Below are 26,271 nucleotides of genomic sequence, written 5' to 3'. Positions count from 1 at the left end.
ATACTGCGGGGAATGGCGAGCGAACCGGGGCGGCGCCCGTTCCTGCCCGAGGTCATCGACGCCGCCGAGCGCGCCGAGCCCGCCACCGAACCCGAACCGGGCCTGCGCCCGGTCGGTGACCCGACGCGCATCGGCGAGGGGACGAGCCTCGCCGAGCGCACCGGCACCGAGCGCGAGGAGATCGGCGGCCCGCCCGGCCTCGCCCGGTCCGGGCTGATCATGGCGATCGGGACGGCCGTGTCCCGCGCGACCGGGTTCCTGCGCACGACCGTGCTCGCGGCGGCGCTCGGCGTCGGCCTGCTCGGTGACGCGTTCCAGACCGCCGACATGATCCCGTACACCGTCTACGAACTGCTGCTCGGCGGGCTGCTGGCCAGCGTCTTCGTCCCGTTCCTGGTGAAACGCCGGACCCTGGACGCCGACGGCGGCACCGCCACCGAACACCGCCTCGTCAGCGTCGCGCTGCCCGCCCTCGCCGTCCTGACGATCGTCGCGGTGGCCGCCGCCGACGGGCTGATCTCCCTCTACGCGGGCGGCTACACCGGACGGCAGCGCGAGGTCGCCGTCCTGTTCACCCGGCTGCTGCTGCTCCAGGTGTTCTTCATCGGCGCGAGCGGCCTGGCCGCGACGCTGCTCAACGTCCGGAGCCGGTTCGGCGCGCCCATGTGGGCGCCCGTCCTCAACAACGCCGTGACGATCGCCGCCGGGCTCGCGTTCCTCTGGTACGCCGGGCCGAACCGGGGCATCGCCACCGTCACCGACGCCCAGCTCGCCGTCATCGGCCTCGGCTCCACCCTCGGCACCGTCCTCCAGGCCGTCCTGCTCGGCTGGACGCTGCGCCGCGCCGGGTTCCGGTTCCGGCCCCGGTTCGATCTGCGCGGCTCGGGCTTCGGCGAGGCCGCCCGCAACGCCGGGTGGATGATGCTCTACATCGTCGCCTGGCAGGCCGCGCTGCTCGTCACCTCCAACGTCGCCACCCGCGCCGGCGACCGCGCCGTGGACGCCTCCGGCCAGCCCGTCGCGGGCGCGGGACCGGCCGCGTACAAGCTCGCGATGGTCGTGTTCCAGCTCCCGTACGCGATCATCGCGGTGTCGGTGATCACCGCGCTGCTGCCGCGGATGAGCGCGCACGTCGCCCAGGAGCGCCGCGACCTGCTGCGCGAGGACTTCTCCCGGGGCCTGCGGCTGGCGTCGGTGCCGCTCGTCCCGCTGTCGGCCGCGCTGCTGGTGTTCGCGGTGCCCGGCGCCGTCCTGCTGTTCGGCTACGGCAGCACCGGCCCCGACGACGCGCGCCGGATCGGGCTCGTCATGGCCGTGTTCGCGCCGATGGTGCTGCCCGCGTGTTCTACGCGCTCGGGGACACCCGCACCCCCGGCCTGCTCGCGATCCCGGCAGCGCTCGCCCAGGCCGCCGTCGCCGTCGCGCTGCTCGCCCTCGCGGACCCCGCCGACGTCGTCGTGGGCCTGCCGCTCGCGTACGGGCTGTTCTTCGTGCTCGGCTCGGCGGGCGCCGTCGCGATCCTGCGGCGCCGCCTCGGCGGCATGGACGGCCGCCGCATCACCCGCACGCTCGCCAAGCTCTACGCGGCCTCGGTGCCCGGCGGGCTCGTCGCGGCGGCGGCCGTGTGGGGATGCGGGCACCTGCCCGGCGACCGGCTGCCCGCCGTCCTGGCCGTCCTCACCGGCTCCCTGGCGGGCGGCCTGGTGTTCCTCGGCGCCGCGCGGCTGCTGCGCGTCGGCGAACTCGGCTACTTCCTCGAACTGGCCCGCCGCCGGATGCGCCGTTCCGGGCGATCGGAATGAACGTCCCATGCCTTACGCTTCCACCCATGGACGAACGCCCGGCGGAGACGACGCCGGAGACGGGACGGCCGCCCCGGCGCGGCCTGCGCAGGCTGCTGCGGCGCATGGCGTCCAGCGACGCCGAGCTGGAGGCCGCCGAGCTGCGGCGCGACACCGACGCCGAGGGCGCGACGCCGATCCACGCGTGCGGCGAGCGCGCGCGGCACTGCGTGGCGGGTACGCTGCGTACGGTGACGCTCCGCCCGCGCGGCGGGGCACCCGCCCTGGAGGCCGAGCTGTACGACGGCACCGACGTCATCAACCTGGTCTGGCTGGGCCGCCGCCGCATCGCCGGCATCGACCCCGGCCGCCGGTTGCGCGCCGAGGGGCTGGTCAGCCTCCAGGACGGACGCAAGGTCATGTTCAACCCCCGGTACGAGCTGCGCGGAGCCGCGTGAGCCGCCCGGGACACGGCCCGGACGGGGGAGACGGTGTGGACGACGCCAGGAGCGGCGCGTTGGACGGTGCGGTGAACGACGGAGTGACGGACGACGTCCGCGACGGCACCGGCGACGGGACCGCCCGCGCGCAGGCCCCCCGGGAACGGCCGGACGACGCCGCCCACGACACCGTCGAGGCCGCCGTCCGCGCCCAGCTCTCCAAGGCGCTCGGCGGCGTGCGCGGCATGGCCGAGGCCGCCGTCCCCACGATCGCGTTCACGGTCACCTACGTCGTCCGCGACGACGTCCGCACCGCCGTGTTCGCCGGTGTCGGCGCCGCCGTGCTGCTGCTGGTCGTCCGGCTCGTGCAGCGGCAGAACCCGCAGTTCGTGCTGAACAGCCTCATCGGCATCGGCATCGCCGCGTTCTTCGCGCTGCGCTCGGGCAACGCCGAGGACGCGTTCCTGCCCGGCATCGTCTACAACGCCGTCTACGCGGCGGCCATGCTGTTCTCGATCGCGGTCCGCTGGCCGCTGGTCGGGTTCATCGTCGGCTCCGTCACCGGCGACCCGACCGCCTGGCGCTCCGATCCCGGCGTCGTCAAGCTCTGCACGCGGCTGACGTGGCTGCTCATGCTGCCGTGCGTCGCGCGCGTCGTCGTCCAGTACCCCATCTGGCTCGCCGACGGCGACCAGAGCGCGCTGCTGGGCACGTCCAAGATCCTCATGGGCTGGCCGCTCCAGGTCGCCGCGCTCGCCGCGATGGCGTGGCTGCTGGCGCGGGGCCGCACGCCGCTGAAGGGCTCCGCCGCGACGTCGTGAACCGAGGGGGCGGGCCCGCCCGGCCCGCCCCCCGCCGCGTCAGCGTCCGCCGAGCAGCGCCGCCAGGTCGTCCTCGACGTCCTGGCTCGCCACGAACATCAGCTCGTCGCCGGGCTCCAGCGTGTCGTCCGGGCTCGGCACCAGCACCCGCCCCTCGCGGATGATCGCCACCAGCGCCGTGTCGCGCGGCCAGTCCACCGACCCGACCCGGTGCCCGCCGAGCGGCGCGTCCTCGGGGAGCGTCAGCTCCACCAGGTTCGCCTCGCCCTGCCGGAACGTCATCAGCCGGACCAGGTCGCCGACGCTCACCGCCTCCTCGACCAGCGCCGACAGCAGGCGCGGCGTCGAGACGGCCACGTCCACGCCCCACGACTCGTTGAACAGCCACTCGTTCTTCGGATGGTTGATCCGCGCCACGACGCGCGGCACCCCGTACTCGGTCTTGGCCAGCAGCGACACCACCAGGTTGACCTTGTCGTCCCCGGTGGAGGCCACCACGACCTGGCAGCGCTCCAGCGCCGCGTCGTCCAGCGAGGCGATCTCGCACGCGTCGGCCAGCAGCCACTCCGCGCGCGGCACCATCTCGACCTTGATGGCCTTGGGGCTCTTGTCGATCAGCAGGATCTCGTGCCCGTTCTCCAGCAGCTCCTGCGCGATGGACCGGCCCACCGCGCCCGCCCCGGCGATCGCGACGCGCATCAGGCGTCCCCCTCGTTCCGCGCGGCGACGGCCGCGTTGATCCGCTCCAGCTCGGCGGCGCGGGCCATGATGTGCACCACGTCGCCGTCCTGCACGATCGTCCCCGCGTCCGGGACGAGCGCATCGCCCATCCGGGTCAGGAACGCCACCCGCGTCGACGCCGCCTCCTCCAGCGCCGACACCGGCTCGCCCACCCACTGCGCGCCCGTCTCCAGCTCGGCCAGCACCACCTGGCCGCTCGGGTCGCGCCACAGCGGCTCGGCGCCCTCGGGCAGCAGCCGCCGCAGGATCTGGTCGGCCGTCCACCGCACCGTCGCCACCGTCGGGATGCCGAGCCGCTGGTAGACCTCGGCGCGGCGCGGGTCGTAGATGCGCGCCACGACGTTGTCGACGCCGAACGTCTCGCGCGCCACCCGCGCCGAGATGATGTTGGAGTTGTCGCCGCTGCTCACCGCCACGAACGCCGCCGCCCGCTCGATCCCGGCCTCGGCGATGACGTCCCGGTCGAACCCGAACCCCGTCACGCGACGCCCCCGGAACCCGCTGCGCAGCCGCCGGAACGCCTCGGGGCTCTGATCGATGATCGCCACCGAGTGCCCCTTGTCCTCCAGGATGTGGGCGAGCGTCGACCCGACCCGCCCGCACCCCATGATCACGATATGCACGGCCGTCCCTTTCCCCGGTCCCGCGGATGGTCCGCGGCGCGCCGATCCTCGCGGCCTGCAAAGCTACACATCCGCGCAGGGGAGCACTACCCGGCGGGCCAGCGGGGTGTCGCGCGGGGGCGGGTCTAGAGTCTCCTGTCGTGCCGACGGTTCCGGACTTGACGAAGCGGCTGCTCGTGGGCCGCGCCCTGCGCAGCGCGCAGCAGCACGAACAACTTCTGCCGCGCCGCGTGGCGCTGCCCGTGTTCGCCAGCGACGCGCTGTCGTCGGTGGCGTACGCCCCCCAGGAGATCCTGCTCGCGCTCGGCGCGGGCGGTCTCGTCATGTACCACTACACACCCTGGGTGGCGGCGGCCGTCGTCGTCATCCTGCTGACGGTCATCGCCTCCTACCGGCAGAACGTCCGCGCCTACCAGAGCGGCGGCGGCGACTTCGAGGTCGCGACCGTCAACCTCGGCAGCAACTGGGGCGTGCTCGTCGCCTCGGCGCTGCTCGTCGACTACGTCCTCACCGTCGCGGTGTCGGTGTCGGCCGGGGTGGAGAACCTCGGCGCGTTCCTGCGGTTCCTGCGGCCCCACGAAGTGCTCGTGGCGGTCGTCATCGTCGCGCTGCTCACCGTCGGGAACCTGCGCGGGCTGCGGGAGGCGGGCGTCGCGTTCGCCATCCCGACGTACCTGTTCATGGCCTCGATCGTCGGGATGCTGCTGTTCGGCACCGTCCGGATGGTCCTCGGCGAGGACGTGCGCGCCGAGACCGCCGGGTTCGAGATCCAGGGCGACGAGTCCGGCGCGGCCGGGTTCGCGATGGTGTTCCTGCTGCTGCGGGCGTTCTCGTCCGGATGCGCGGCGCTGACGGGCGTCGAGGCGATCAGCAACGGCGTGCCCGCGTTCCGCAAGCCCAAGGGCGAGAACGCGGCGTCCACGCTGCTCATGATGGGCGCCATCGCCATCACGATGTTCGGCGGCGTCACCGCCATGGCCTACCTGACCGGCGCCAAGTACGCCGAACCCGACCTCGGCAGCCACCTCGTCGACCCCGCCACCGGACGCGAGATCCACGACGCCGAACCCGTCATCGCGCAGGTCGCGCACGCGGTGTTCGGCGACTTCTCGATCGGGTTCGCCGTCGTCACCGTGATGACGGCGCTCATCCTGTTCCTCGCCGCCAACACCGCGTTCAACGGCTTCCCGGTGCTCGGCTCGGTGCTCGCGCAGAACCGGTACCTGCCGCGCCAGCTCCACACGCGCGGCGACCGGCTCGCGTTCAGCAACGGCATCATCATCCTCGCCACGCTGGCCGGGCTGCTGATCTACGCCTACAACGCGTCGGTGTCCAAGCTCATCCCGCTGTACACGGTCGGGGTGTTCGTGTCGTTCACCGTCAGCCAGATCGGCATGGTGCGGCACTGGAACCGGCTGCTGGCTGCGGAGAACGACTCCGCGCGGCGCCGCCGCATGATGGTGTCCCGGTCGATCAACGCGTTCGGGGCGGCGCTGACCGGGATCGTCCTGGTCATCGTGCTGATCTCCAAGTTCGCGCTCGGCGCCTGGATCGTCGTCATCGCGATGCCCGTCCTGTTCCTCATGATGAAGGGCATCCGGCGGCACTACGACCGGATCGCCGCCGAGCTGGAGCCGTCCGGCGAGGACGTCGCGCTGCCCGCCCGCAACCACGCCATCGTCCTGGTGTCCAAGGTGCACAAGCCGACGCTGCGGGCGCTGGCGTACGCGCGGGCGACGCGGCCGTCCACGCTGGAGGCGCTGTCGGTCGCCGTGGACGCCGAGGAGTCGCGGCGGCTCCGCGAGGAGTGGGACGCGCTCGACCTGCCCGTCCCGCTCAAGATCCTCGACTCGCCGTTCCGCGAGGTGACGCGGCCCGTCCTCGCCTACGTCAAGAGCGTGCGGCGCAAGAGCCCCCGCGACGTCGTCACCGTCTTCATCCCCGAGTACGTCGTCGGCCACTGGTGGGAACAGCTCCTGCACAACCAGAGCGCGCTGCGGCTCAAGGGCCGGCTGCTGTTCCAGCCGGGCGTCATGGTCACCAGCGTGGCGTGGCAGCTCCAGTCGTCCGACCGGCTCAAGGGCCGCACCGAACCCCCCGGGCCGGGGTCGTCGCGGCGCCCGCCGCACACGGACGGCGAGGTCCGCGGCGGCGGTATCGTTTCCGACCGTGACTGATAACCCCGAAGCCGGTGACCTGCTCGACCTCGACGTGGGCAACGTCGCCAACGGCGGATTCTGCGTCGCCCGGCACGAGGGACGGGTCGTGTTCGTCCGGCACGCGCTGCCGGGGGAGCGGGTGCGCGCCCGCGTCACCGAGGTGACCAAGCGGTTCCTGCGCGCCGACGCCGAGGAGATCGTCACCGCCTCGCCCGACCGGGTCGACCCGCCGTGCCCGTTCGCCGGGCCGGGCCGCTGCGGCGGATGCGACTGGCAGCACGCGTCGCTGCCCGCGCAGCGGGCGCTGAAGGCGCTGGTCGTCCAGGAACAGCTCGCGCGCGTCGCGGGCATCGAGCGGACGGTCGTCGTCGAGGAGGTCCCGTATCCGGTCTCCGACGACTTCACCCCGCCGCCCGGCCTCGGCTGGCGCACCCGCGTGCAGTTCGCCGCCGCCGACGGCGCGATCGGGCTGCGCCGGCACCGCTCGCACGACCTGGAGCACATCGACGAGTGCCTGATCGCGCACCCGGGCGTCGAGATGATGGGCATCGAGCGCAAGCGGTGGCCCGGGGCGGCGTCCGTCGAGGGCATCGTGTCGTCCACCACCGGTGACCGGCTCGTCGTCCTCAAGGGCCGCCGCAACGCGCGCGTGCCCCGCCTGAACGTGCCGGTGCGGCTCGTGCGCGGCAAGCCCGAGGCCGGTGCGAGCCTCCCGTACGTCCGCGAGGAGGTCTCCGGGCGGCTGTTCCAGGTGTCGGGCAGCGGCTTCTGGCAGGTGCACCCCGGCGCCGCGCAGCTCCTGGCCGACGCGGTCGTGCAGGCCCTGGAGCCCAAGCCGGGCGACATCGCCCTCGACCTGTACTGCGGCGTCGGCCTGTTCGCCGGGGTCCTGGCCGACCGCGTCGGCCGCGACGGGCTCGTCGTCGGCGTCGAGTCCGACGGGCAGGCCGTCCGCGACGCCAAGTTCAACCTGCGCGACCTCCCGCAGGTGTCGGTCGAGCGCGGCTCCGTCGAGGAGATCGTCCGCGACCTGGAGTTCGGCCGCGCCGACGCCACGTCCCGCACGCAGAACAAGCGCTCGGGCACCGGGCACCGCGGCGGCGCCCGCGTGCGCGGCGCCGACATCACCGTGCTGGACCCGCCCCGGGCGGGCGCCGGGAAGGCCGTCGTCGACCAGATCGCCCGGCTGACGGACCGCAAGATCGCCTACGTCTCCTGCGACCCGGCCACCCTCGCCCGCGACCTGTCCTACTTCAGCGCCCGGGGCTGGACCGTCGAGTCCTTCCGCGCCTTCGACGCCTTCCCCATGACGCAGCACGTCGAATGCCTCGCCGTGCTGGTCAAGGGCTGATTCCGCCCGAGCCGACGCGGCACGCGGCGGAACGTTTCCCGGTTCTGTGTTGTCACGATGGGTGAGCGTTGATATACCTGTCGTGGCCGCCCACGGGGTTGTGTGACGGGGCGGCCACCGACCGTCATCCGGCGGTCGGTACCCGGGGGAAGAAGGAAGAGTTCATGAAGGCTTTCAGCTACGCCGAGCTCGAGTCGCTGACCGGTGAGGTCCTGCCGGAGCGCGCCGTGCTGTCCACGATGCTCGCCGGCGGCGACTCGTACAACAACGCGGGCAACCACGGCGGCGGCCACGGACCGGGCTCCACCGTCGTCATGAACGCGTGCCAGAGCAACATCAGCCGCCCCGACAGCGGTCTCCTCCAGCTCGTCGGCCTGCACGCCCAGAACGACGCCTCGTCGTTCACCTGCGTGCCGGGCACCGCGGTCTCGGGTCACTGACCCGACCCGCATCCGGAGGAGCCGGGCCGCACGCCCGGCTCCTCAACCCTCCACTCCCCGCGGGGGCGACACGCCCCCCGGTGGCGCGGCCCGGGCGGCGCGCGTACCAAGATGGGGACATGCGCCTTCGGATCTTCACCGAGCCCCAGCAGGGGGCCAGCTACGAGACACTGCTGTCCGTCGCCAAGGCGACCGAGGATCTCGGGTTCGACGCCTTCTTCCGCTCCGACCACTACCTCAAGATGGGGGACGTGGCGGGAACGCCGGGACCGTCGGACGCCTGGATCACGCTCGGCGCCCTCGCCCGGGAGACGAGCCGCGTCCGGCTCGGCACGCTGATGACGGCGGCGACGTTCCGCTATCCGGGACCGCTCGCGATCTCCGTCGCCCAGGTCGACCGGATGAGCGGCGGACGCGTCGACTTCGGCATCGGGACCGGCTGGTTCGAGGCCGAGCACACCGCCTACGGCATCCCGTTCCCCAGCCTGAACGAGCGCTTCGAGCGGCTGGAGGAGCAGCTCCGGATCTGCACCGGCCTCTGGCGCACGCCGGAGGGCGAGACGTTCGACTTCGACGGCGCCCACTACACCCTGAAGGACTCCCCGGCGCTGCCCAAGCCCGTCCGGCCCGAGGGCCCGCCGGTGATCATCGGCGGTTTCGGCGCCAAGCGCACCCCGCGCCTCGCCGCCGCCTACGCCGACGAGTACAACGTCCCGTTCCACACCCTGGACGACACGGTGGCCGCCTACGGCCGCGTCCGCGCCGCCGTCGAGGCCGCCGGGCGCACCGCGCCCATGGTCTACTCGGCCGCGCAGGTCGTCTGCTGCGGCCGGGACGAGGACGAGATCGCCCGCCGCGCCGCCGCGATCGGCCGCGAGCCCGCCGAACTCCGCGAGAACGGCCTGGCGGGCACGCCGGCCGAACTGCTGGACAAGCTGCGCCGCTTCGCCGACGCGGGCACCGAGTGCGTCTACCTCCAGGTGCTCGACCTCGACGACCTGAACCACCTCGAACTGCTGGCCTTCGAGGTGCTCGACAAGCTCTGAGCGGTCACGCCGGGGCGAAGACCTCGGCGAACGCCGTGTGGCGCGGGGCACCGGCGGCGGTGTCCCAGACGGCGAAGACGACGTGGCCGAAACGGTGCGCGAAGGGGCCGCCGAGCAGCCCGGCGAACGTTTCGGCCACCTCGCGCGGGTCGTTGCGGAAGACGCCGCAGCCCCACGCGCCGAGGACGATCGACGCGTGGCCGTGGTGCAGCGCCGTCGCGAGCACCCGGTGCGCGCGCCGCGCCAGCGCCCCGGAGACCCGCGCGGCGTGCGCCGGGTCGCGGATCGCGCCCCGGTTCGGTGCCGGGGACGTCAGGAACGCCACCGGGTACGGGTGGTCCAGCAGCGTGCCCGCGTCGTCGCGGAACACCGGGACCGACGGCGAGTAGATCATGTGGTCGCTGTAGAGCAGGTCGCCCTGGGCGCGGTGGAACGCGTAGTACTCCGGCGCCGCGCGCAGGGACGCGTACAGGCCCGACGAGCGGGCCAGCCCCTCCTCCTGCGCGTGCGCGCCGTTGCGGAAGCCGCCGCCCGGGTTCTTCGCGGACGCGAAGTTGAGCGCGAGCGGGACGGTGCCGTCACCGCCCAGGCGGCGGGCGGCGGCCAGGGTCGTCTCGCCGGTCACCTCGACGCGGCCCGCCGCGCCCGGCGGCGGGATCGCGGGCACCGGCTCGGCCGGGCGGTGCAGGACGGTGCCGCGCACGCTGGCCGCGAGCGCGTCCGACAGGTCGACGTCGTGCCCGGACGGGGCGCGGTAGCGCCCGGTGTCGAGGATCGTCACGGTCTGCTCGGCCACGGCGCGGCGGGGGTGTCTGCTCATCGTGCCTCCCGATTGTGCGGCCCGGGCCGGGGTCGCGCCACGGATTTACGGTGCAGCGCGTGTCCGCCCCGCCGGTGACGCCGCGTGATCATCGCTACGCAACGTGATCGTCCGAGGAGGCGGGCTGATCCATGCCAGCCTCTCTACCTCGGCAAACGTTTCGGCGTGTTCCTCTAGCCAAAGACGTTGCGTAGCGTTAATATCACTGTCAGTAGTCATGGCAAAGGTCGCCGGACCCGTACGGGCACCGGAACAGGACCACCATCGCCCGGCCGAGGCAACGACGGAGGACCGTCGCCCGGCGCGCGACTCTCAAGGCCGTCACCACGGCGGCAACCCGGTACGTTCCCGGGCCCCAAAAAAATCCCCAAGCCGATCATGCGTCGGTCCCCGAGCCATCTCGTCGGTCATCCGACGCGCACGGCGGGCGCGCCGCGTCCGTCGTGCACCCAACGCAGGGAAGGCAAGCACATGAGCAACCGCAACACCGCACGTCTCGCCGAGCGCGGGGTCTCGCTGTACCTGGACGACATCAGCAGGAAGCGGCTGGAGTCCGGCAACCTCACGGACCTCATCTCCACGTACAACGTCACCGGGGTCACGACCAACCCGTCGATCTTCTCGGCGGCGCTGACCGAGACCGACGACTACGAGGACCGCCTGCGCCTCATGGGCGGCATCGGCGTCACCGGGCCGGAGGCGGTCCGGATGCTGACGGTCATGGACGTCCGCCAGGCCGCCGACCTGCTGGAGCCGGTGTACCGGTCCACCGGCGGGCGCGACGGCTGGGTCTCCATCGAGGTCGACCCCCGCTACGCGCGCGACACCGCGCGGACCGTGGCCGAGGGCCGGCTGCTGTCCTGGCTGGTCAGCCGCCCGAACGTCATGGTGAAGGTCCCGTCGACCACCGAGGGCCTGCCGGCCATCACCGAGCTGGTCGCGCGCGGCATCAGCGTCAACGCCACCGTGATCATCTCGCTGGACCGTTACCGCGAGGTCATCGACGCGTACCTGACCGGGCTGGAGCGCGCCGTCGCGGCCGGGACCGACCCGTCGCAGATCTCCTCGGTCGCGTCGTTCTACATCTCCCGGCTCGACCGCGCGGTCGACGAGCTGCTGGAGCAGGCGGACTCGCCCGAGGCCGAGCGGCTCCGGGGGCAGACGGCCATCGCCAACGCCCGGCTCGCGCACCAGATCTACCGCGAGACGATGGACTCGCCGCGCTGGCGCATCCTCGCCGACCGCGGCGCGCGCCCGCAGCGGCTGCTGTGGGCGTCCACCGCCGTCAAGGACGACCGCTTCCACAAGGCCCGCTACGTGACCGCGCTGGCGATCCCCGGCACCATCAACACGATGCCGGCGCACACGCTGGACGCGGTCGCCACGCACGGCGGCCCGCTCAGCCGGCCCGCCGACGAGCACTACGCGACCTCGCGCGACCTGGTCGACAAGCTGGCCGAGTTCGGCATCTCCTACGAGGAGATCGCGCGGAGCCTGGAGCAGCAGGGCATCGACGGGTTCGTCGCCGACTGGGAGGAGCTGCACCGCCGCATCGGCAAGGTGTTCCAGGAGTACGAGAACGCCGCGCCCGCCCTCTGACGTCCGCCCGGACGCCGCCGCCGGGGCCCTCGCGCCGCGCCGCGAGGGCCCCGGCGGCAACCGTGCTTCCCGACGGCGGGGGAGCCGGATGGGACCGTGCCACGGATTTATGGCGCGACCGGACCCTCCGATCTGATCATCGCAGGCCCGTGCATCTGGCATGCTGAACTGCGCCATGCAGCCCCCTCAACGTGGTCCCGGACGGCGGCGCGTCAACTCGCACCGCCGTGGCGCGACTCCCCCGCAGCGCCCGATGTCGCAGGAACCGGGCGTGTTCGACGCCGTGCCCGAGTACCGCGACGACCCCTTCGCCGTCGACGCGCTCCAGGGCATCGGCGGCGACCTCGACCGCGCGTTCGAGGGCGCGCGGCGCAGCCGCATCCGGCATCTCGTCGTCACGGTCGGGACGTTCGGCGCCATCGCGGTGACCGGCGTCGTCGCGCTCGTGGCGGCGGGCGTCGTCACGAGCGGCGCCGACATCGACATGCCGCTCAGCGCGCCCGCGACCGTCAGCGCCCGGCCGTCCGGCACCGCCGCGACCCTGCCCGAAGGGGGCAGCGGCACGTTCCACCGGGTTCCCGGCACCGGCAAGCCCGGCGGGACCGGCGGGCGGGTGCTGCGTTACGCCGTCGAGGTGGAGGGCGGCATCGGCCGCGGCCCGGTCGCGTTCGCGCAGGAGGTCGAACGGATTCTCGGCGGCCCGCGCGGCTGGACGGCCGGTGGGCGCCGCACGTTCCAGCGTGTGCGCAGTTCGCCCGACTTCGTGGTGCGGCTCGCGTCGGCGCAGACGACGGAGAAGCTGTGCAGCGCCTACAAGATCCGCACCGAGGGCGCGGCGAACTGCACGGCCGGACGGCAGATCGTCCTGAACCTGCACCGCTGGGCGGTTCCGGAGAGCCCCTTCGACGCCCAGCCCGCCGAGCACCGCGCCTACGTCCTCAACCACGAGATGGGGCGGCGGCTCGGCCTCAAGGCGATGGCGTGCCCCGGCGAGGGACGCGCGGCGCCGGTGATGCAGACGCAGCACGAGGGACTGAACGGCTGCACGGCGAACGCGTGGCCGTTCGACCGGCGGGCGCGGTTCCTCAGCGGCCCGGACGCCTGAAAAGCGATGGTCGCGGCGGCCCGGGCTCGGCCACACTGACCGGGTGCTCCTGACGATCTCCACGACCGCGCCGCCGGCGACCGACCTCGGCTTCCTGCTGCACAAGCATCCGGACCGGGTGCAGCGCTTCGACCGCGCGTTCGGCACCGCGCACGTGTTCTTCCCGGACGCGGCGCCCGAACGCTGCACGGCCGCGCTGCTGCTGGAGGTCGACCCGGTCGGTCTCGTCCGCACCCGCGCCCGGAACACACCGGACTTCTCCCTTGGCCAGTACGTGAACGACCGGCCGTACGCGGCGTCGTCGCTGCTGGCGTCGGCCATGGCGGGCGTGTTCCGCACGGCGATGCGGGGCCGCTGCGACGCCCGCCCGGAGCTGGCCGCCGCCGCGCTGCCGCTGGAGATCACGCTGCCGTCGCTGCCGTGCCGGGGCGGCCCCGAGCGCGCGGAGCGGTTCTTCGGCCCGCTCGGCTGGGACGTGACCGCGACGACCGTCCCGCTCGACCCGGCGTTCCCGGACTGGGGCGACTCGCGTCACCTGAACCTGACGCTGCGCGGAGAACTCCGCCTCGCCGACGCCCTCAACCAGCTCTACGTCCTGCTGCCCGTCCTGGACGAGGCCAAGCACTACTGGCTCGCACCCGACGAGGTGGACAAGCTCCTGCGCGCGGGCACCGGCTGGCTCACCGCGCACCCCGAGCGCGGCCCGATCACCCGCCGCTACCTCAACGACCGACACACCCTGGTCCGCACGGCCTTCGCCCGCCTAGCCGACACCGACGACACCACCGAAGAAACCCTCGACCCCACAACCCTCGACGAGGACCCCACCCCCGACGACACCGCCCCTACCGCCGCCGCCGCAATCGGCGCCCCCACAGACATCACCCCCGCCCCCGACGCCGCCGCCATCGCCATCGCCCCCGGCGCCCCCGACACCGCCGCCCCCGACACCGCCGCCCCCGACACCGCCGACGCCGCCGCCGCCGCCGACGCCGCCGCCCCCGACGACGACGAAGCCTCCGGCGCCACCGACGCCGCCGCAGTCGGCGCCCCCGCAGACATCGCCGCCGCCCCCGGCACCGCCCTCGCCGCCGCCATCGCCCCCGGTGCCGCAGTCGGCGCCCCCGACGCCGACGCCGCCGCCGCCGACGCCGACGCCGCAGTGCCCGCCGACATCGGTGCTGCTGCCTCGGATGCCGCCCCCGCCGCCGATGCCGACGCTGCTTCCGACACCGGCAGCGCCTCTGGTGCTGTCGGGGGTGTCGCTGGGCGGGAGGTGGTGGCTGTTTCGCTGGCGGAGCGGCGGTTGGGTGCCGTCGTCGCGGTGTTGCGGCGGGAGGACGCGGCGCGGGTCATCGATCTCGGGTGCGGTGGTGGGAAGCTCGTCGCGCGGTTGCTTCAGGACGACTTCTTCACGTGTGTTGCCGCGACGGACGTGTCGTGGCGTGCGCTGGAGGCGGCCGACCGTCGGTTGCGGCGCGGACGCCGCGAGGGCGGCCGCGTCGCGGACGTGTTCCAGAGCGCCCTCACCTACGCCGACGAGCGCTACAAGGGGTACGACGCCGCCGTCCTCATGGAGGTGATCGAGCACGTCGACCCGCCGCGCCTGGGCGCCGTCGAGGACGTCGTGTTCGGTGACGCGCGGCCCCGCGTCGTCGTCGTGACGACGCCGAACGCCGAGTACAACGTCCGCTACGAGGGCCTGACGGGGTTCCGGCACGCCGACCACCGGTTCGAGTGGACGCGCGCCGAGTTCGCCGCCTGGGCCGGGCGCGTCGCCGCCGCGCACGGCTACCGGGTGCGCTTCGAGGGCGTCGGGGACGACGACGAGCGGGTCGGCGCGCCGACCCAGATGGGGGTCTTCACCCGATGAGCCGTGAACTGCCGATCCCCGCCAACGGGCTCGTCGTGCTGGTCGGCGTGACCGGCTCGGGCAAGTCGCACTTCGCCCGCCGCCACTTCACGCCCACGCAGGTCGTGTCGTCGGACGCGTGCCGGGCGCTGGTCGGCGACGACGAGAACGACCAGTCCGCCACCGCCGACGCGTTCGAGCTGCTGCACCACATCGTCCGGACGCGGCTGCGGCGCGGCCTGCTGACCGTCGTGGACGCCACCAACGTGCAGCCGAGGGCGCGCGAGTCGCTGCGCGCCCTCGCCCGCGAGCAGGACGTGCTGAGCTGCGCGATCGTGCTGGACGTGCCGCGCGAGGTCGCCGCCGCCCGCAACGCCGAAGGCCGCCGTCTGCCGCCGCACGTCGTGCCGCGCCAGCACCGCGAGCTGAAGCGCGGGCTGCGGTCGCTGCACCGCGAGTTCAAGCGCGTGCACACGCTCACCGACGTCGCGGAGATCGACGCCGTGACGGTGCGTCCCGAGCGGCCGTGGAACGACCGCCGCGAGCTGACCGGCCCCTTCGACGTCATCGGTGACGTGCACGGCTGCCGCGCCGAGCTCGTCGGCCTGCTCGGTGACCTCGGCTACGCCGTCGAGCACGACGCGCTCGGCCGCCCGGCCGGGGCCCGCCACCCCGGCGGGCGCACCGCCGTGTTCGTCGGTGACCTGGTGGATCGCGGCCCGGACACGCCGGGGGTGCTGCGGCTCGTCATGGGCATGGTCGCGGCCGGGACGGCGCTGTGCGTCTCGGGCAACCACGAGGCGAAGCTGGCGCGGGTGCTGCGCGGCAGGAAGGCACGGATCGCGCACGGGCTGGCCGAGTCGCTGGAGCAGTTCGCCGCCGAACCCGCGGAGTTCCGCGCCGCCGCCCTGGAGTTCATGGACGGCCTGATCAGCCACTACGTGCTGGACGGCGGGCGGCTCGTCGTCGCGCACGCGGGCCTGAAGGAGGCGTACCACGGGCGCACGTCGGGCCGCGTCCGCGCCTTCGCGCTGTACGGCGACACCACGGGCGAGACCGACGCGTACGGCCTGCCCGTCCGCTACCCGTGGGCGAACGAGTACCGGGGCACCGCGACGGTCGTATACGGGCACACGCCGGTGCCGCGCGCCGAGTGGATCAACAACACGATCTGCCTGGACACCGGCGTCGTGTTCGGCGGCAGCCTGACGGCGCTGCGCTATCCGGAGGGCGAGCTGGTCGCCCGCCCGGCCGAGAAGGTCTGGTACGAGCCGGTCCGTCCGCTGGAGAGCGGCGGCGCGATGGACGCCCGCGCGCCGGACCGGCTCACCTACGACGACGTCATGCGCGTCGGCGGCGTCGAGACGCGGCTGCTCGGCCGCGTCGCGCTGCGCGAGGAGAACGCCATGGCGGCGCTGGAGGTGATGAGCCGGTTCGCGATCGACCCGCGCTGGCTGGTGTACCTGCCGCCGACGATGGCGCCCGCCGCGACGTCGGCGCGGCCCGGCCTGCTGGAGCACCCGGCGGAGGCGTTCGCCGCGTACCGGAGCATGGGGGTCGATCAGGTCGTGTGCGAGGAGAAGCACATGGGCTCGCGCGCGGTCGTCGTCGTCACCCGCGACGCGGCGGTCGCGGCGGCCCGGTTCGGCGTGGACGACGGCACCACCGGCGCCGTCCACACCCGCACCGGCCGCCCCTTCTTCCGCGACCCGGCCACCACCGAGGCGGTGCTGGACCGGGTGCGGGCGGCGGCGGACGCGGCCGGTCTGTGGGACGAGCTGGACACCGGCTGGCTCGTCCTGGACGCCGAGCTGCTGCCGTGGTCGCTGAAGGCCCGCGAGCTGATCCGCGTCCAGTACGCGGCGACGGGCGCCGCCGCCCGCGCCGCGCTCCCGGCCGCGCGGGACGCGGTGGCCCGCGCCGCCGCGCGCGGCCTGGACGTCGGCGGCCTGGCCGCCCGCGTGGACGCCCGCGCCGCCAACGCGGCCCGGTTCCGCGACGCCTACGCCCGCTACTGCTGGGACACCGACGGCCTGGACGGCGTCCGGCTCGCGCCGTTCCAGATCCTCGCGGCCGAGGGCCGCACGTGGGCGGTGGCCGAGGACCACCGGTGGCACCTGGAGCGGGCGGCGCGGCTGGCGGCGGCGGACCCGTCCGGCCTGCTGGCCGCGACGGCGTCCCGGGTCGTGGACCTCGCCGACGCGGACGCGGAGGACGCGGCGACGCGGTGGTGGGAGGAGCTGACGGCGGGCGGCGGCGAGGGCATGGTCGTCAAGCCGCTCGGCCCCGAGCCGGACGGGCGCCGGGTGCAGCCCGGCCTCAAGTGCCGGGGCCGGGAGTACCTGCGCATCATCTACGGCCCCGACTACACCGAGCCCGAGCACCTGGAGCGGCTGCGGGCGCGGTCGCTCGGCCGCAAGCGCTCGCTGGCGACGCGCGAGCACGCGCTGGGCATCGAGGCGCTGGACCGGCTGACCGCCGGGGAGCCGCTGTGGCGGCGGCACCAGCCGGTCTTCGCGACGCTCGCGCTGGAGTCCGAGCCGGTGGACCCGCGCCTGTAGCGACGGCGGCGTCCCGTCACGGGGTGACGGGACGCCGGGGGGTCACGTCGAGAACAGCATGTGGAAGACGCCGCCGCCGTAGGGGCGGTGGTGGTGCCCCGGGCGCCCGTGGTGATGGTGGTGCACCTGCGCGGCGGGAGCGGGCGGCGCGGCCCAGCCCGGCGCGGCGCCGGCCGGGGGCGGCGGCGCGGAGTACTGGGCCTCCATGCGGCTCAGCGCCTCCAGCTCGCCGTAGTCGAGGAAGATCCCCCGGCAGTTGTCGCATTGCTCGATGTGGACGCCGTTGCGGGTGTAGGTCCGCATGACGCCGCGGCACTTAGGGCAGTGCATCGCTGTCTTCCTTCCATTCATTTCCCCGGTTAAGGGTCAATCTAGGGCAGGCGGGACGGCGCGTCATGCGGGTGCCTGAACCCGCGCGACCCGCCCGGCCGCGTCCACCACCGCCTGCTCGGCGCCGGTAAGCGGCCTGCCCTCCGCTCGTGCCGATTGGACGCACGTCGCGGCGATCTGGATCACGAGACTTCGCGCGGGCAGGTCGAGGACCGTCCACAGCGGCTCGGTGGCGCCCACGGGACCGCCCGCGCCCTGGTAGGCGCCGAGGAACGTCGTCCAGTCGTCGGCGGGCAGCACCCCCGCCAGGTACAGCGCGGCGGGCCGCGCCAGATCCCACGCCGGATTCCCGATTCCGAGATCCTCGACGTCGATGAGCCGCCATTCCCCCCGGTACCGCACCATCTGCCCCAGATGCCAGTCCCCGTGGACCAACCCCCGCCCACCCCCGGACGGCTCCGCCTCCCGGCGCGGCCGCGCGGCGAGGGTCGCCCGAGCGGGCCGGATCTCGTCCTCGGCGGTGCCTTCGCCATGCTCACCGACGACGTGACCGGGGTGCCGGGGCGGCGTCCCGTCATGCTCCCCGCGCAGCCGGGCGGGGAGGGTCGCGAAGGCTCGGCGGATCTCGGTCTCGGCGGTGCCCTCACCGAGCGCGCCGACGACGCGGGCGAGGCGTCCGGGGCGGCCCATCGGCGGCGCGCCGGGCGGGACGGGGCGGCGGTGCAGGCGGGCCAGGAGGCGGCCGGCGTCCGCCCACGGAGGGTCGTGGGGATCGACGGGCTCGCCGAAGGGCCACAACGTGATGGCGCGGCCGTCACACTCTTCAGGCGGTGCCAGCGGCGGCAGCAGTTCGGGCAGTTCGGCGGCGAGCGTGAGGCGCCGATGGAGCGCGGCGCCGCCCGCGCGGCCCTCCTGGTGCAGCTTGGCGACGACGTCGCCGGTCCGCACGACGAGGACGCCGTGCCGGTCGTAGAGGACGCTCACCTCGCCGTCGCCGCCGGGCACGGACCGCGCGGCGGCGGCCAGGCGTTCGAGGCGCGCGGGCGTCGCGCCGCTTCCGGGGGGAGAAGGCACGCCCGATAGTCAACCATTCCGGGCAGCCGCGCGGAGTTCACGGCGCAGGACCTTGCCGAGGGCGTCGCGGGGGAGCGCGGACCGGGGGCGGAACTCCCGCGGGACCTTGTAGCGGGTGAGGCGGCGGGCGCAGTGGCGGCGCAGCTCGTCCGCGCTGAACGGGTACGCGGGATGCTCGACCACGTACGCGACGACGCGTTCGCCCCGGCGCGGGTCGGGGACGCCGACGACGGCGCAGTCCAGCACGGCCGGATGCTCGCGCAGCACCTCCTCGACCTCGGACGGCAGCACGCTGAACCCGCTGACCTTGATCAGGTCGGCGCGGCGCTCCAGGATCGTCACGAACCCGGCCGCGTCCATGATCGCGATGTCGCCGGTGCGGAGCCAGCCCCGGGACAGTGCCCGCGCGGTCGCCAGCGGCTGGTTCCAGTACCCCCGGAACACCTGCGGGCCGCGCACCACGAGCTCGCCGGGCTCGCCCGGCGGCAGGACGCGCGTCGGCTCGTCCCGGTCCACGACCACCGCGTCGGTGAGCGGCAGCGGCAGCCCGACCGTCTCGTTGCGGGCCTCGGCGGTGGGCGGGTTCGCGGTGAGCGCGGGCGACGCCTCGGTGAGGCCGTAGCACTGGATGAGCCGGTGCCCGCCGAGCGCGTCGATCCGCGCGATCGTGGGGCGGCGCAGCCCGGACGCGCCGGAGATGAACACGCGGACCGACGCCAGGTCGGCGGGCCCGGCGACGTCCAGCACCTGGTCGTAGAGGGTGGGGACGCCGGGGAACACCGTCGGCCGGTGGCGGCGCAGCGCGCGCACGACGCGGCCGAGATCGAGCCGGGGGAGCAGCACGATCGTCCCGGCCTTCATCACCGGCGCGACCAGGCAGCTCGTCAGGCCGAACGAGTGGAACAGCGGCAGCAGCGCGAGCGTCGTGTCGTCCACGTCCCGGCCGCCGACGTCCCACGCGTGCTCCTGCACGGCGTTGGCGACGAGGTTGCGGTGCGTGCACATGGCGCCCTTGGGGCGACCCTCGGTGCCGGACGTGTACTGGATCGCGGCGAGGTCGGTCGCGGGGTCGAGGGGATGCTGGACGGCGCGGCCCCGCGCGCGGCGCACGAGCGAGCGGAACGGCACGACGCCCGGCTCGTCCGGCACGGGCACGCCGACCCTGGCGCGGCGGGCGCGCATCCCGGGCAGCCGCAGCGCGACCCGGGCGCGCAGCGGCAGCGCGTCGTACAGCGACGCGACGACGACGTGATCGAGCCGGACGTCCCGGCGGACCGCGCGCAGCGCCGGGTGGCAGCGGTCCAGCACGACGGCGACGCGCGCGCCGGAGTCGGTCAGCCGGTGCCGCAGCTCCGCCGGCGCCGCCAGCGGGTCGAGCAGCACGACGACGGCGCCGCGCCGCCACGTCCCGAACACCGCGACGACCTGCTGCGGGCAGTTCGGCAGCAGCACCGCGACGCGGTCGCCGGGCAGCACGCCGAGCCGTTCCAGCCCTGCGGCGAACCGGTCGGCGGCGTCGCGCAGCGCCCGGTAGCGGGTCCGCCGCCCGGCGAACCACAGCGCGCTCCGGCGCGGATGCCGCCGCGCGGCGTCGTCCAGCAACCGCGTGACCGGCACGTCCGGGACCTCGGGCTCGACCGGCACGTCCTCCGGATAGAGCCGCAGCCACGGACGCGACTCCTGTGACGGCGCCCACATACTCCGGATTCAACCATTTCCCCGGCACCCGCCCCGGACCACTTCCGGCCGCCCGCGCGGCGCTCGGGGTGCCGGAGGACGTGGTGAAAGCACGGGTTCACCGGGCGCTGACGGCGCTGCGCAGCGAACGGGAGGTCGCCGCCGATAATGGGTTGCCGGGCCGCACGGGAACGGGCACAGTGAAGGTCATGAACACGCCGGACGGAAAGGACGGGATCATGACGCGACGTATGCGGAGCCATCGAGACCGCCGTTTCCGGCGTGCGCACCGGGAGGCGTGACCGTCCAGGTCAGCCCCCCAGGTGAACCGCCCCGAACACGGTCCGCAGGGCGGTTCTCGCATTTCCGCGACGGGAAGGGACGCTGGCGCGTCCGGCGGTCTCATAAGCCGCTCCAGGCGGGTTCGATTCCCGCTCCCGTCACGTCTCCGTAGCGCAGTGGACAGCGCGCCGGATTACGAATCCGGAGATCGCAGGTTCGAATCCTGCCGGAGACGCGGCGGCCATGGTGTGGCGGTCTGCACGCCAGGTTGTGGTCCTGGAGGTCCTCGGTTCGATTCCGGGTGGTCGCCCTGACGGCCGGCGGCCGGGAACGGTGAACGTTCCCGGCCGGTCCGGTCGTGGCCTTGGGAGCCGGACCGGCCGGGAACGTCCTGCCAACCCCGGGGAAGACCCGTGCCAGCGGACAGAAAAGAAGGTTTCCTGTCCCGGCGGTGGACAATCTCCCGTTCCCCGGCCCACGCTGTCAAGCGTTCATGATCACACGCCGGGCCGGGGCGCGTTGTCCGGCGGTGCGCCGCCCGTCTAGCGTGGTGTGCGGGAGGTCACATGCTCGTCGCCGGAGTCGATTCCTCGACGCAGTCGGTGAAGGTCCTGCTGTGCCGCGCCGAGGACGGGACGGAGGTCGCCCGCGCCGCCGCGCCGCACCCGGACGGCACCTCGGTCGATCCCCGCCGCTGGTGGGACGCCCTCCAGACGGTCCGCGACCTCCTCGAACGCGCCGACGCGGTTGCCGTCGCCGCGCAGCAGCACGGCATGGTCGCCCTCGACGAGACCGGCGCGCCCGTCCGCGACGCGCTGCTCTGGAACGACACCCGCTCGGCCCCGCAGGCCCGCGCCCTGGTCGCCGGGCACGGCGGGCCGGAGGCGTGGGCGGACGCGGTCGGCAGCGTCCCGCTCGCCGCGTTCACCGTCGGGAAGCTCCGCTGGCTGGCCGAGCACGAGCCCGAACGCGCCCGCCGCGTCGCGACCGTCCTGCTCCCGCACGACTACCTGACGCTGCGCCTCGGCGCTGACGCCCCCGTCACCGACCGGGGCGACGCGTCCGGCACCGGCTACTGGTCGCCCGCCACCGGGGAGTACCGCGACGACCTGCTCCGCGCCGCGCTCGGCCACGCGCCCGCCGTCCCGCGCGTCGCCGCGCCCGGCGAACGCGTCGGCACGACGCCGTGGGGCGCCGCGCTCGCGCCGGGCACCGGCGACAACATGGGCGCCGCGCTCGGCCTCGGGCTGCGCCCGGGGGACGTCGCGGTGTCGATCGGCACGTCCGGGACGGCGTACGCGGTGGCGGAGACGCCCGCCGCCGACGCGTCCGGGCTGGTGGCGGGGTTCGCGGACGCGACCGGACGCTACCTGCCGCTGGTCTGCACGCTGAATGCCGCCCGGGTGCTGACGTCGGCCGCCGCGCTCACCGGCGTGGCCGTGGACGACCTCGCGCGGCTGGCGCTGACCGCCGCACCCGGGGCGGACGGGCTCACGTTCCTGCCCTATCTGGACGGGGAGCGTACCCCCGACCGCCCCGAGGCTTCCGGCGTCCTCACCGGACTCACTACCCGCAACGCGACTCCCGCGAACCTCGCGCGCGCCGCCGTCGAGGCGCTGCTGTGCTCGCTCGCGGACGCCGTGGGGCACCTGGCGGCGCAGGGCGTCCGGCCGCGCCGCGTCCTGCTGATCGGCGGCGGCGCCGCGAACGCGGCCGTCCGGGCGCTCGCCCCGGCGTTCTTCGGGCGTCCCGTGACCGTCCCGCGCCCGGACGAGTACGTCGCGCGCGGCGCCGCCCGGCAGGCCGCCTGGGCGCTGCGCGGCACGCCCGGACCGCCGGACTGGCCCGATCCGCCCGCCACCGAGCACACCGCCGACCCCGCCACCGCACGCGACGCCCGCGCCCGCTACGCGGCGCTGCGCGACGCCGCTCCCGCCCTCCCGCAGAAAGGCACCCCATGACCGACCCGTACGCCCCGCAGCCGCAGGACCGTTTCTCGTTCGGCCTCTGGACGGTCGGCTGGCAGGGCGTGGACGTCTTCGGCCCCGCCACCCGCCCGCCGATGTCCGCCGAACGCGCCGTCGCCGGGCTCGCGGAGATCGGCGCGTACGGGGTGAACTTCCACGACAACGACGTGTACGCGTTCGAGGCGTCCGCCGCCGAGAAGGCCGAGCGGATCGCCGCGTTCCGCCGCGCGCTGGACGCGACGGGCCTCGTCGTCACGACCGCGACGACGAACCTGTTCGGCCACCCCGTCTTCAAGGACGGCGCGTTCACCGCCAACGACCGCGACGTCCGCCGGTTCGCGCTGCGCAAGGTCATGGACAACCTCGACCTGGCCGCCGAGCTGGGCGCGGAGGTGTACGTGTGCTGGGGCGGCCGGGAGGGCGCGGAGTCGGGGGCGGCGAAGGACGTCCGTGTCGCGTTGGATCGTTACAAGGAGGCGTTCGACGTGCTCGGCGCCTACGTCACCGACCAGGGGTACGGCCTGCGGTTCGCGATCGAGCCGAAGCCGAACGAGCCGCGCGGCGACCTGCTGCTCCCGACCGTCGGGCACGCCCTGGCGTTCATCGGGGAACTGGAGCGGCCCGAGCTGGTCGGCGTCAACCCCGAGGTCGGGCACGAGGAGATGGCCGGGCTCAACTACGCGCACGGCCTGGCGCAGGCGCTGTGGCACGGCAAGCTGTTCCACATCGACCTCAACGGCCAGCACGGCCCCCGCTACGACCAGGACCTGCGCTTCGGCGCGGGCGACGCGCGCGGCGCCTTCTGGGTCGCGGACCTCATCGACGCGAGCGACTACGCGGGCCCGATCCACTTCGACTTCAAGCCGCCCCGCACCGAGGACGACGCGGGCGTCTGGGCGTCGGCGCGCGCCTGCATGCGCAACTGGCTGATCCTGCGCGCCAAGTCCCGCGCCTTCCGCGCCGACCCCGACGTCGCGGAGGCGCTGCGGGAGGCCCGCGTGGACGAGCTGGCCCGTCCCACCCTGGCCCCGGGCGAGACCTGGCGCGACGTCCGCGCCGCGTCCCTCGACATCGCGGCCCTGGCCGCGCGCGGCGCCGCCTTCGAGCGCCTGGACCAGCTCGCGCTGGAGCACCTGTACGGGGTCCGTTGAGCCGCCGGGCACCGGAGGCTGACAGAATGGGAGCGCTCCCATAGGATGCGGGGGTGACCGACAGCACCCGCCGATTCCCCGCCGGCTTCCTGTGGGGCGCCGCCACCGCCGCCTACCAGATCGAGGGCGCCGCCGCCGAGGACGGTCGGGCCCCCTCCATCTGGGACACCTACAGCCGCACGCCCGGACGGGTGCGCGACGGCGACACCGGCGACGTCGCGACCGACCACTACCACCGCTGGCGCGAGGACGTCGCCGCCGTCGCGGACCTCGGACTGGACGCCTACCGGTTCTCGATCTCCTGGCCGCGCGTCCTGCCCGGCGGGCACTCCAACCCCCGGGGCTGGGACTTCTACTCCCGGCTCGTGGACGCCCTGCTGGAACGCGGCGTCAAGCCCGTCGCCACCCTCTACCACTGGGACCTCCCGCAGGACGAGGAGGACCGCGGCGGCTGGCCCGCGCGCGACACCGCGCACCGGTTCGCCGAGTACGCCGAGCAGGCGGGCCGCGTCCTCGGTGACCGCGTGCACACCTGGACGACCCTTAACGAGCCGTGGTGCACCGCGTTCCTCGGCTACGGCTCGGGCGTGCACGCCCCCGGCCGCGCCGACCCCGCCGCCGCCCTGGCCGCCGCGCACCACCTCAACCTCGGGCACGGCCTCGCGCTGCGCGCGCTGCGCGGCGTCGTCCGGAGCCCCGCGCGGTACTCGGTGACGCTGAACGTCCACCACTTCCGCGGCGACCCCGAGGCCGTCCGCAAGGCCGACGGCGTCGCCAACCGCGTCTTCCTCGGCCCGATGCTCGACGGCGCCTACCCCGCCGACGTCCTGGCCGACACCGCCGCCGTCACCGACTGGTCCTTCGTCCGCGACGGCGACCTGGCGGACGTCGCGCAGCCCCTTGACGTCCTCGGCGTCAACTACTACAACCCGACCCGCGTCCGGATGTGGCGCGGCGACGGCGCCCCCGCGAACGGCCACGGGCACGCGGTCGCGGCGGCGTCCCCGTTCGTCGGCTGCGACGACGTGGAGTTCCCCGCGCCGAGCGGCCCGCTGACCGCGATGGGCTGGCCGATCGACGCGTCCGGGCTGGAGGAACTGCTCGTCCGGCTGCACCGCGACCATCCCGGCGTGCCGCTGACGGTCACCGAGAACGGCGCCGCGTTCCCCGACGAACCCGGCCCGGACGGCGAGGTCCACGACGCCGACCGCATCGCCTACCTGCACGACCACATCGACGCCGTCGCCCGCGCCGCCGTGCGCGGCGTGGACGTGCGCGGCTACTTCGCCTGGTCGCTGCTGGACAACTTCGAGTGGGCGCACGGGTACTCCAAGCGGTTCGGCCTGATCCGCGTCGACTACCCGACCGGGCGCCGCACCTGGAAGGACAGCGCCCGCTGGTACCGCGACACGATCAGGCGGACTCGCGCACCACGAGACGCGTCGGCAGGATGACGACCGGTTCGGCGACGGCCTCGCCGCGAATCCGGGAGACGAGCAGCCGCGCCATCTCCCGGCCCATCTCCTCCTCCGACTGGTGCACGGTCGTGAGCGGGGGGTCCGCGAGCGGCGCCGCCGCCGAGTCGTCGAACCCGACGACGGCGACGTCCCCGGGCACGTCCCGCCCGTGCCGCCGCAGCACGCGCAGCGCGCCGAGCGCCATCGGGTCGTCGGCGGCGAACACGGCGTCCAGCGCGGGGTCGCGGGCCAGCAGCTCCTCGGCGGCGGCGATGCCGGACGGCTCCCCGAAGTCGCCGTAGGCGACCAGCTCGGGCAGCCCGGCGGCGGTGAGCGCGTCGCGGTAGCCGGTGAGCCGGTCGATGCCGACGCCCATGTCCTGCGGCCCGGCGATCGTGGCGATGCGGCGGCGGCCCGTCCGCACCAGGTGCTCGACGGCCTCGCGGGCACCGGAGCGGTTGTCGGCGTCCACGTAGCTGACGGGCGTGACGCCGGGCGGGCGGCCGCCGAGCACGGTCGGCGTGCCGCCCGCCTCCAGCCGCGCGGGAAGCGGGTCCTGCGCGTGCAGGGAGGCGAGCAGCACGCCGTCCACGTGCTGCGGCGTCAGGTAGTCCGCGAGCCGCGCGTACTCCTGCGGGGACCGGGCGAGGGCCAGCAGCAGTTGCAGCCCGGTGTCCCCGAGGACGGTGCTGATGCCCCGGACGATCCCGGCGAAGTACGGCTCACCGAACAGCCGCTGCTCGGACTCGGCGACGACGAGCGCCACGGTGTCGGTGCGCCGGGTGACGAGCGAGCGGGCCGCCCGGTTGGGCACGTAGCCCAGCTCGTCGATCGCCTTCAGCACCGCCTCGCGCGCCTGCGCGCTGACCCGCGGCGAGCCGTTGACGACCCGCGACACCGTGCCGCGCCCGACCCCCGCCCGCGCCGCGACCTCCTCCAGCGTCGGCCGCGCGCTCCGCTCCGCCATGGCTCCCCCTTCGCCGCGATGCACCAC

21 protein-coding genes, 3 tRNA genes and 1 pseudogene are annotated in these 26,271 nt (G+C 74.4%); 18 read left to right on the top strand and 7 right to left on the bottom strand.

Going from position 1 to position 26,271, the window contains the following annotated elements; genetic code table 11:
* Positions 1-12: 12 nt before the first annotated feature.
* From murJ to C229_RS0119520, 4 genes and pseudogenes are all read left to right on the top strand, one after another.
* Positions 13-1,275, top strand: a pseudogene (gene murJ, locus C229_RS35480) (murein biosynthesis integral membrane protein MurJ); the annotation flags it as partial.
* A gap of 65 nt (positions 1,276-1,340) precedes the next feature.
* The gene (locus C229_RS35475) at positions 1,341-1,802 is read left to right on the top strand and encodes a hypothetical protein (RefSeq protein WP_018656790.1); all 462 of its coding nucleotides are present in this window, start codon (positions 1,341-1,343) and stop codon (positions 1,800-1,802) included.
* 26 nt (positions 1,803-1,828) lie between these two features.
* Positions 1,829-2,239 (top strand): OB-fold nucleic acid binding domain-containing protein, encoded by a 411-nt coding sequence (locus C229_RS0119525; protein WP_018656789.1) that lies wholly within the window; start codon positions 1,829-1,831, stop codon positions 2,237-2,239.
* 71 nt (positions 2,240-2,310) lie between these two features.
* Entirely contained in the window at positions 2,311-3,042 is a 732-nt protein-coding gene (locus C229_RS0119520; RefSeq protein WP_240487352.1) for a DUF3159 domain-containing protein, read from the top strand.
* A gap of 39 nt (positions 3,043-3,081) precedes the next feature.
* On the opposite strand, the gene C229_RS0119515 is transcribed toward C229_RS0119520, so the two are convergent.
* Together C229_RS0119515 and C229_RS0119510 are read right to left on the bottom strand one after the other, a co-directional pair.
* The gene (locus tag C229_RS0119515) at positions 3,082-3,741 is read right to left on the bottom strand and encodes a potassium channel family protein (protein ID WP_018656787.1); all 660 of its coding nucleotides are present in this window, start codon (positions 3,739-3,741) and stop codon (positions 3,082-3,084) included.
* Entirely contained in the window at positions 3,741-4,406 is a 666-nt protein-coding gene (locus C229_RS0119510; RefSeq protein ID WP_018656786.1) for a potassium channel family protein, read from the bottom strand. Before C229_RS0119510 ends, C229_RS0119515 begins: the two co-directional genes overlap by 1 nt.
* A gap of 158 nt (positions 4,407-4,564) precedes the next feature.
* On the opposite strand from C229_RS0119510, the gene C229_RS0119505 reads away from it, so the two are divergent.
* From C229_RS0119505 to C229_RS0119490, 4 genes are all read left to right on the top strand, one after another.
* Positions 4,565-6,583, top strand: coding sequence for an APC family permease (locus C229_RS0119505; RefSeq protein WP_018656785.1), 2,019 nt, complete (start codon positions 4,565-4,567; stop codon positions 6,581-6,583).
* Positions 6,576-7,916, top strand: a complete 1,341-nt coding sequence (locus C229_RS0119500) for a class I SAM-dependent RNA methyltransferase (RefSeq protein ID WP_018656784.1) — start codon at positions 6,576-6,578, stop codon at positions 7,914-7,916. Before C229_RS0119505 ends, C229_RS0119500 begins: the two co-directional genes overlap by 8 nt.
* A gap of 164 nt (positions 7,917-8,080) precedes the next feature.
* Positions 8,081-8,356 (top strand): hypothetical protein, encoded by a 276-nt coding sequence (locus C229_RS0119495; protein ID WP_018656783.1) that lies wholly within the window; start codon positions 8,081-8,083, stop codon positions 8,354-8,356.
* Between the two features lie 119 nt (positions 8,357-8,475).
* Positions 8,476-9,402 carry an LLM class F420-dependent oxidoreductase gene (locus C229_RS0119490; protein WP_018656782.1) on the top strand — a complete coding sequence of 309 codons (927 nt, stop codon included), beginning with the start codon at positions 8,476-8,478 and terminating at the stop codon, positions 9,400-9,402.
* A 4-nt stretch (positions 9,403-9,406) separates the two neighbouring features.
* On the opposite strand, the gene C229_RS0119485 is transcribed toward C229_RS0119490, so the two are convergent.
* The gene (locus tag C229_RS0119485; RefSeq protein ID WP_026313952.1) at positions 9,407-10,222 is read right to left on the bottom strand and encodes a TIGR02452 family protein; all 816 of its coding nucleotides are present in this window, start codon (positions 10,220-10,222) and stop codon (positions 9,407-9,409) included.
* Positions 10,223-10,693: 471 nt separating this feature from the next.
* Between C229_RS0119485 and tal the strand changes: the two genes are divergently transcribed.
* The 4 genes from tal to C229_RS0119465 all read left to right on the top strand — a co-directional run bounded on the left by tal (position 10,694) and on the right by C229_RS0119465 (position 17,339).
* Positions 10,694-11,821: a transaldolase gene (gene tal, locus C229_RS0119480; protein WP_018656780.1), complete on the top strand. Its 1,128-nt coding sequence runs from the start codon at positions 10,694-10,696 to the stop codon at positions 11,819-11,821.
* A 271-nt stretch (positions 11,822-12,092) separates the two neighbouring features.
* Positions 12,093-12,926, top strand: a complete 834-nt coding sequence (locus C229_RS31160; RefSeq protein ID WP_155884938.1) for a DUF3152 domain-containing protein — start codon at positions 12,093-12,095, stop codon at positions 12,924-12,926.
* A 43-nt stretch (positions 12,927-12,969) separates the two neighbouring features.
* Positions 12,970-14,799, top strand: coding sequence for a 3' terminal RNA ribose 2'-O-methyltransferase Hen1 (locus C229_RS0119470; RefSeq protein ID WP_018656779.1), 1,830 nt, complete (start codon positions 12,970-12,972; stop codon positions 14,797-14,799).
* Positions 14,796-17,339, top strand: coding sequence for a polynucleotide kinase-phosphatase (locus tag C229_RS0119465; protein ID WP_018656778.1), 2,544 nt, complete (start codon positions 14,796-14,798; stop codon positions 17,337-17,339). Before C229_RS0119470 ends, C229_RS0119465 begins: the two co-directional genes overlap by 4 nt.
* A 42-nt stretch (positions 17,340-17,381) precedes the next feature.
* On the opposite strand, the gene C229_RS0119460 is transcribed toward C229_RS0119465, so the two are convergent.
* From C229_RS0119460 to C229_RS0119450, 3 genes are all read right to left on the bottom strand, one after another.
* Positions 17,382-17,669 (bottom strand): TFIIB-type zinc ribbon-containing protein, encoded by a 288-nt coding sequence (locus C229_RS0119460; RefSeq protein WP_026313951.1) that lies wholly within the window; start codon positions 17,667-17,669, stop codon positions 17,382-17,384.
* Between the two features lie 63 nt (positions 17,670-17,732).
* Positions 17,733-18,743 (bottom strand): phosphotransferase family protein, encoded by a 1,011-nt coding sequence (locus C229_RS0119455; RefSeq protein WP_018656776.1) that lies wholly within the window; start codon positions 18,741-18,743, stop codon positions 17,733-17,735.
* Positions 18,744-18,752: 9 nt separating this feature from the next.
* A complete protein-coding gene (locus C229_RS0119450) occupies positions 18,753-20,441 on the bottom strand; it encodes an AMP-binding protein (protein WP_018656775.1) in 1,689 nt (562 codons plus the stop codon).
* A 349-nt stretch (positions 20,442-20,790) separates the two neighbouring features.
* Here C229_RS0119450 and C229_RS34395 point away from each other — a divergent pair.
* The 6 genes from C229_RS34395 (at position 20,791) to C229_RS0119425 (ending at position 25,274) form a co-directional block, all read left to right on the top strand.
* Positions 20,791-20,863 (top strand) — tRNA-Met (locus tag C229_RS34395).
* Position 20,864: 1 nt separating this feature from the next.
* Positions 20,865-20,937, top strand: a tRNA-Arg gene (locus C229_RS0119445).
* 2 nt (positions 20,938-20,939) lie between these two features.
* A tRNA-His gene (locus tag C229_RS0119440) sits at positions 20,940-21,012 on the top strand.
* A gap of 256 nt (positions 21,013-21,268) precedes the next feature.
* Positions 21,269-22,663: a xylulokinase gene (gene xylB, locus C229_RS0119435; protein WP_018656774.1), complete on the top strand. Its 1,395-nt coding sequence runs from the start codon at positions 21,269-21,271 to the stop codon at positions 22,661-22,663.
* Entirely contained in the window at positions 22,660-23,820 is a 1,161-nt protein-coding gene (gene xylA, locus C229_RS0119430) for a xylose isomerase (protein WP_018656773.1), read from the top strand. Before xylB ends, xylA begins: the two co-directional genes overlap by 4 nt.
* 53 nt (positions 23,821-23,873) lie before the next feature.
* Positions 23,874-25,274, top strand: a complete 1,401-nt coding sequence (locus C229_RS0119425) for a GH1 family beta-glucosidase (RefSeq protein ID WP_018656772.1) — start codon at positions 23,874-23,876, stop codon at positions 25,272-25,274.
* Here the strand turns inward: C229_RS0119425 and C229_RS0119420 are convergent.
* The gene (locus C229_RS0119420; protein WP_018656771.1) at positions 25,234-26,244 is read right to left on the bottom strand and encodes a LacI family DNA-binding transcriptional regulator; all 1,011 of its coding nucleotides are present in this window, start codon (positions 26,242-26,244) and stop codon (positions 25,234-25,236) included. The two genes, C229_RS0119425 and C229_RS0119420, sit on opposite strands and share 41 nt — an antisense overlap.
* Positions 26,245-26,271 lie beyond the last annotated feature (27 nt).

This window comes from Actinomadura flavalba DSM 45200 (genome assembly GCF_000374305.1).
GTDB lineage: Bacteria > Actinomycetota > Actinomycetes > Streptosporangiales > Streptosporangiaceae > Spirillospora > Spirillospora flavalba.
This window is presented reverse-complemented; position numbering and strand designations above follow the sequence as displayed.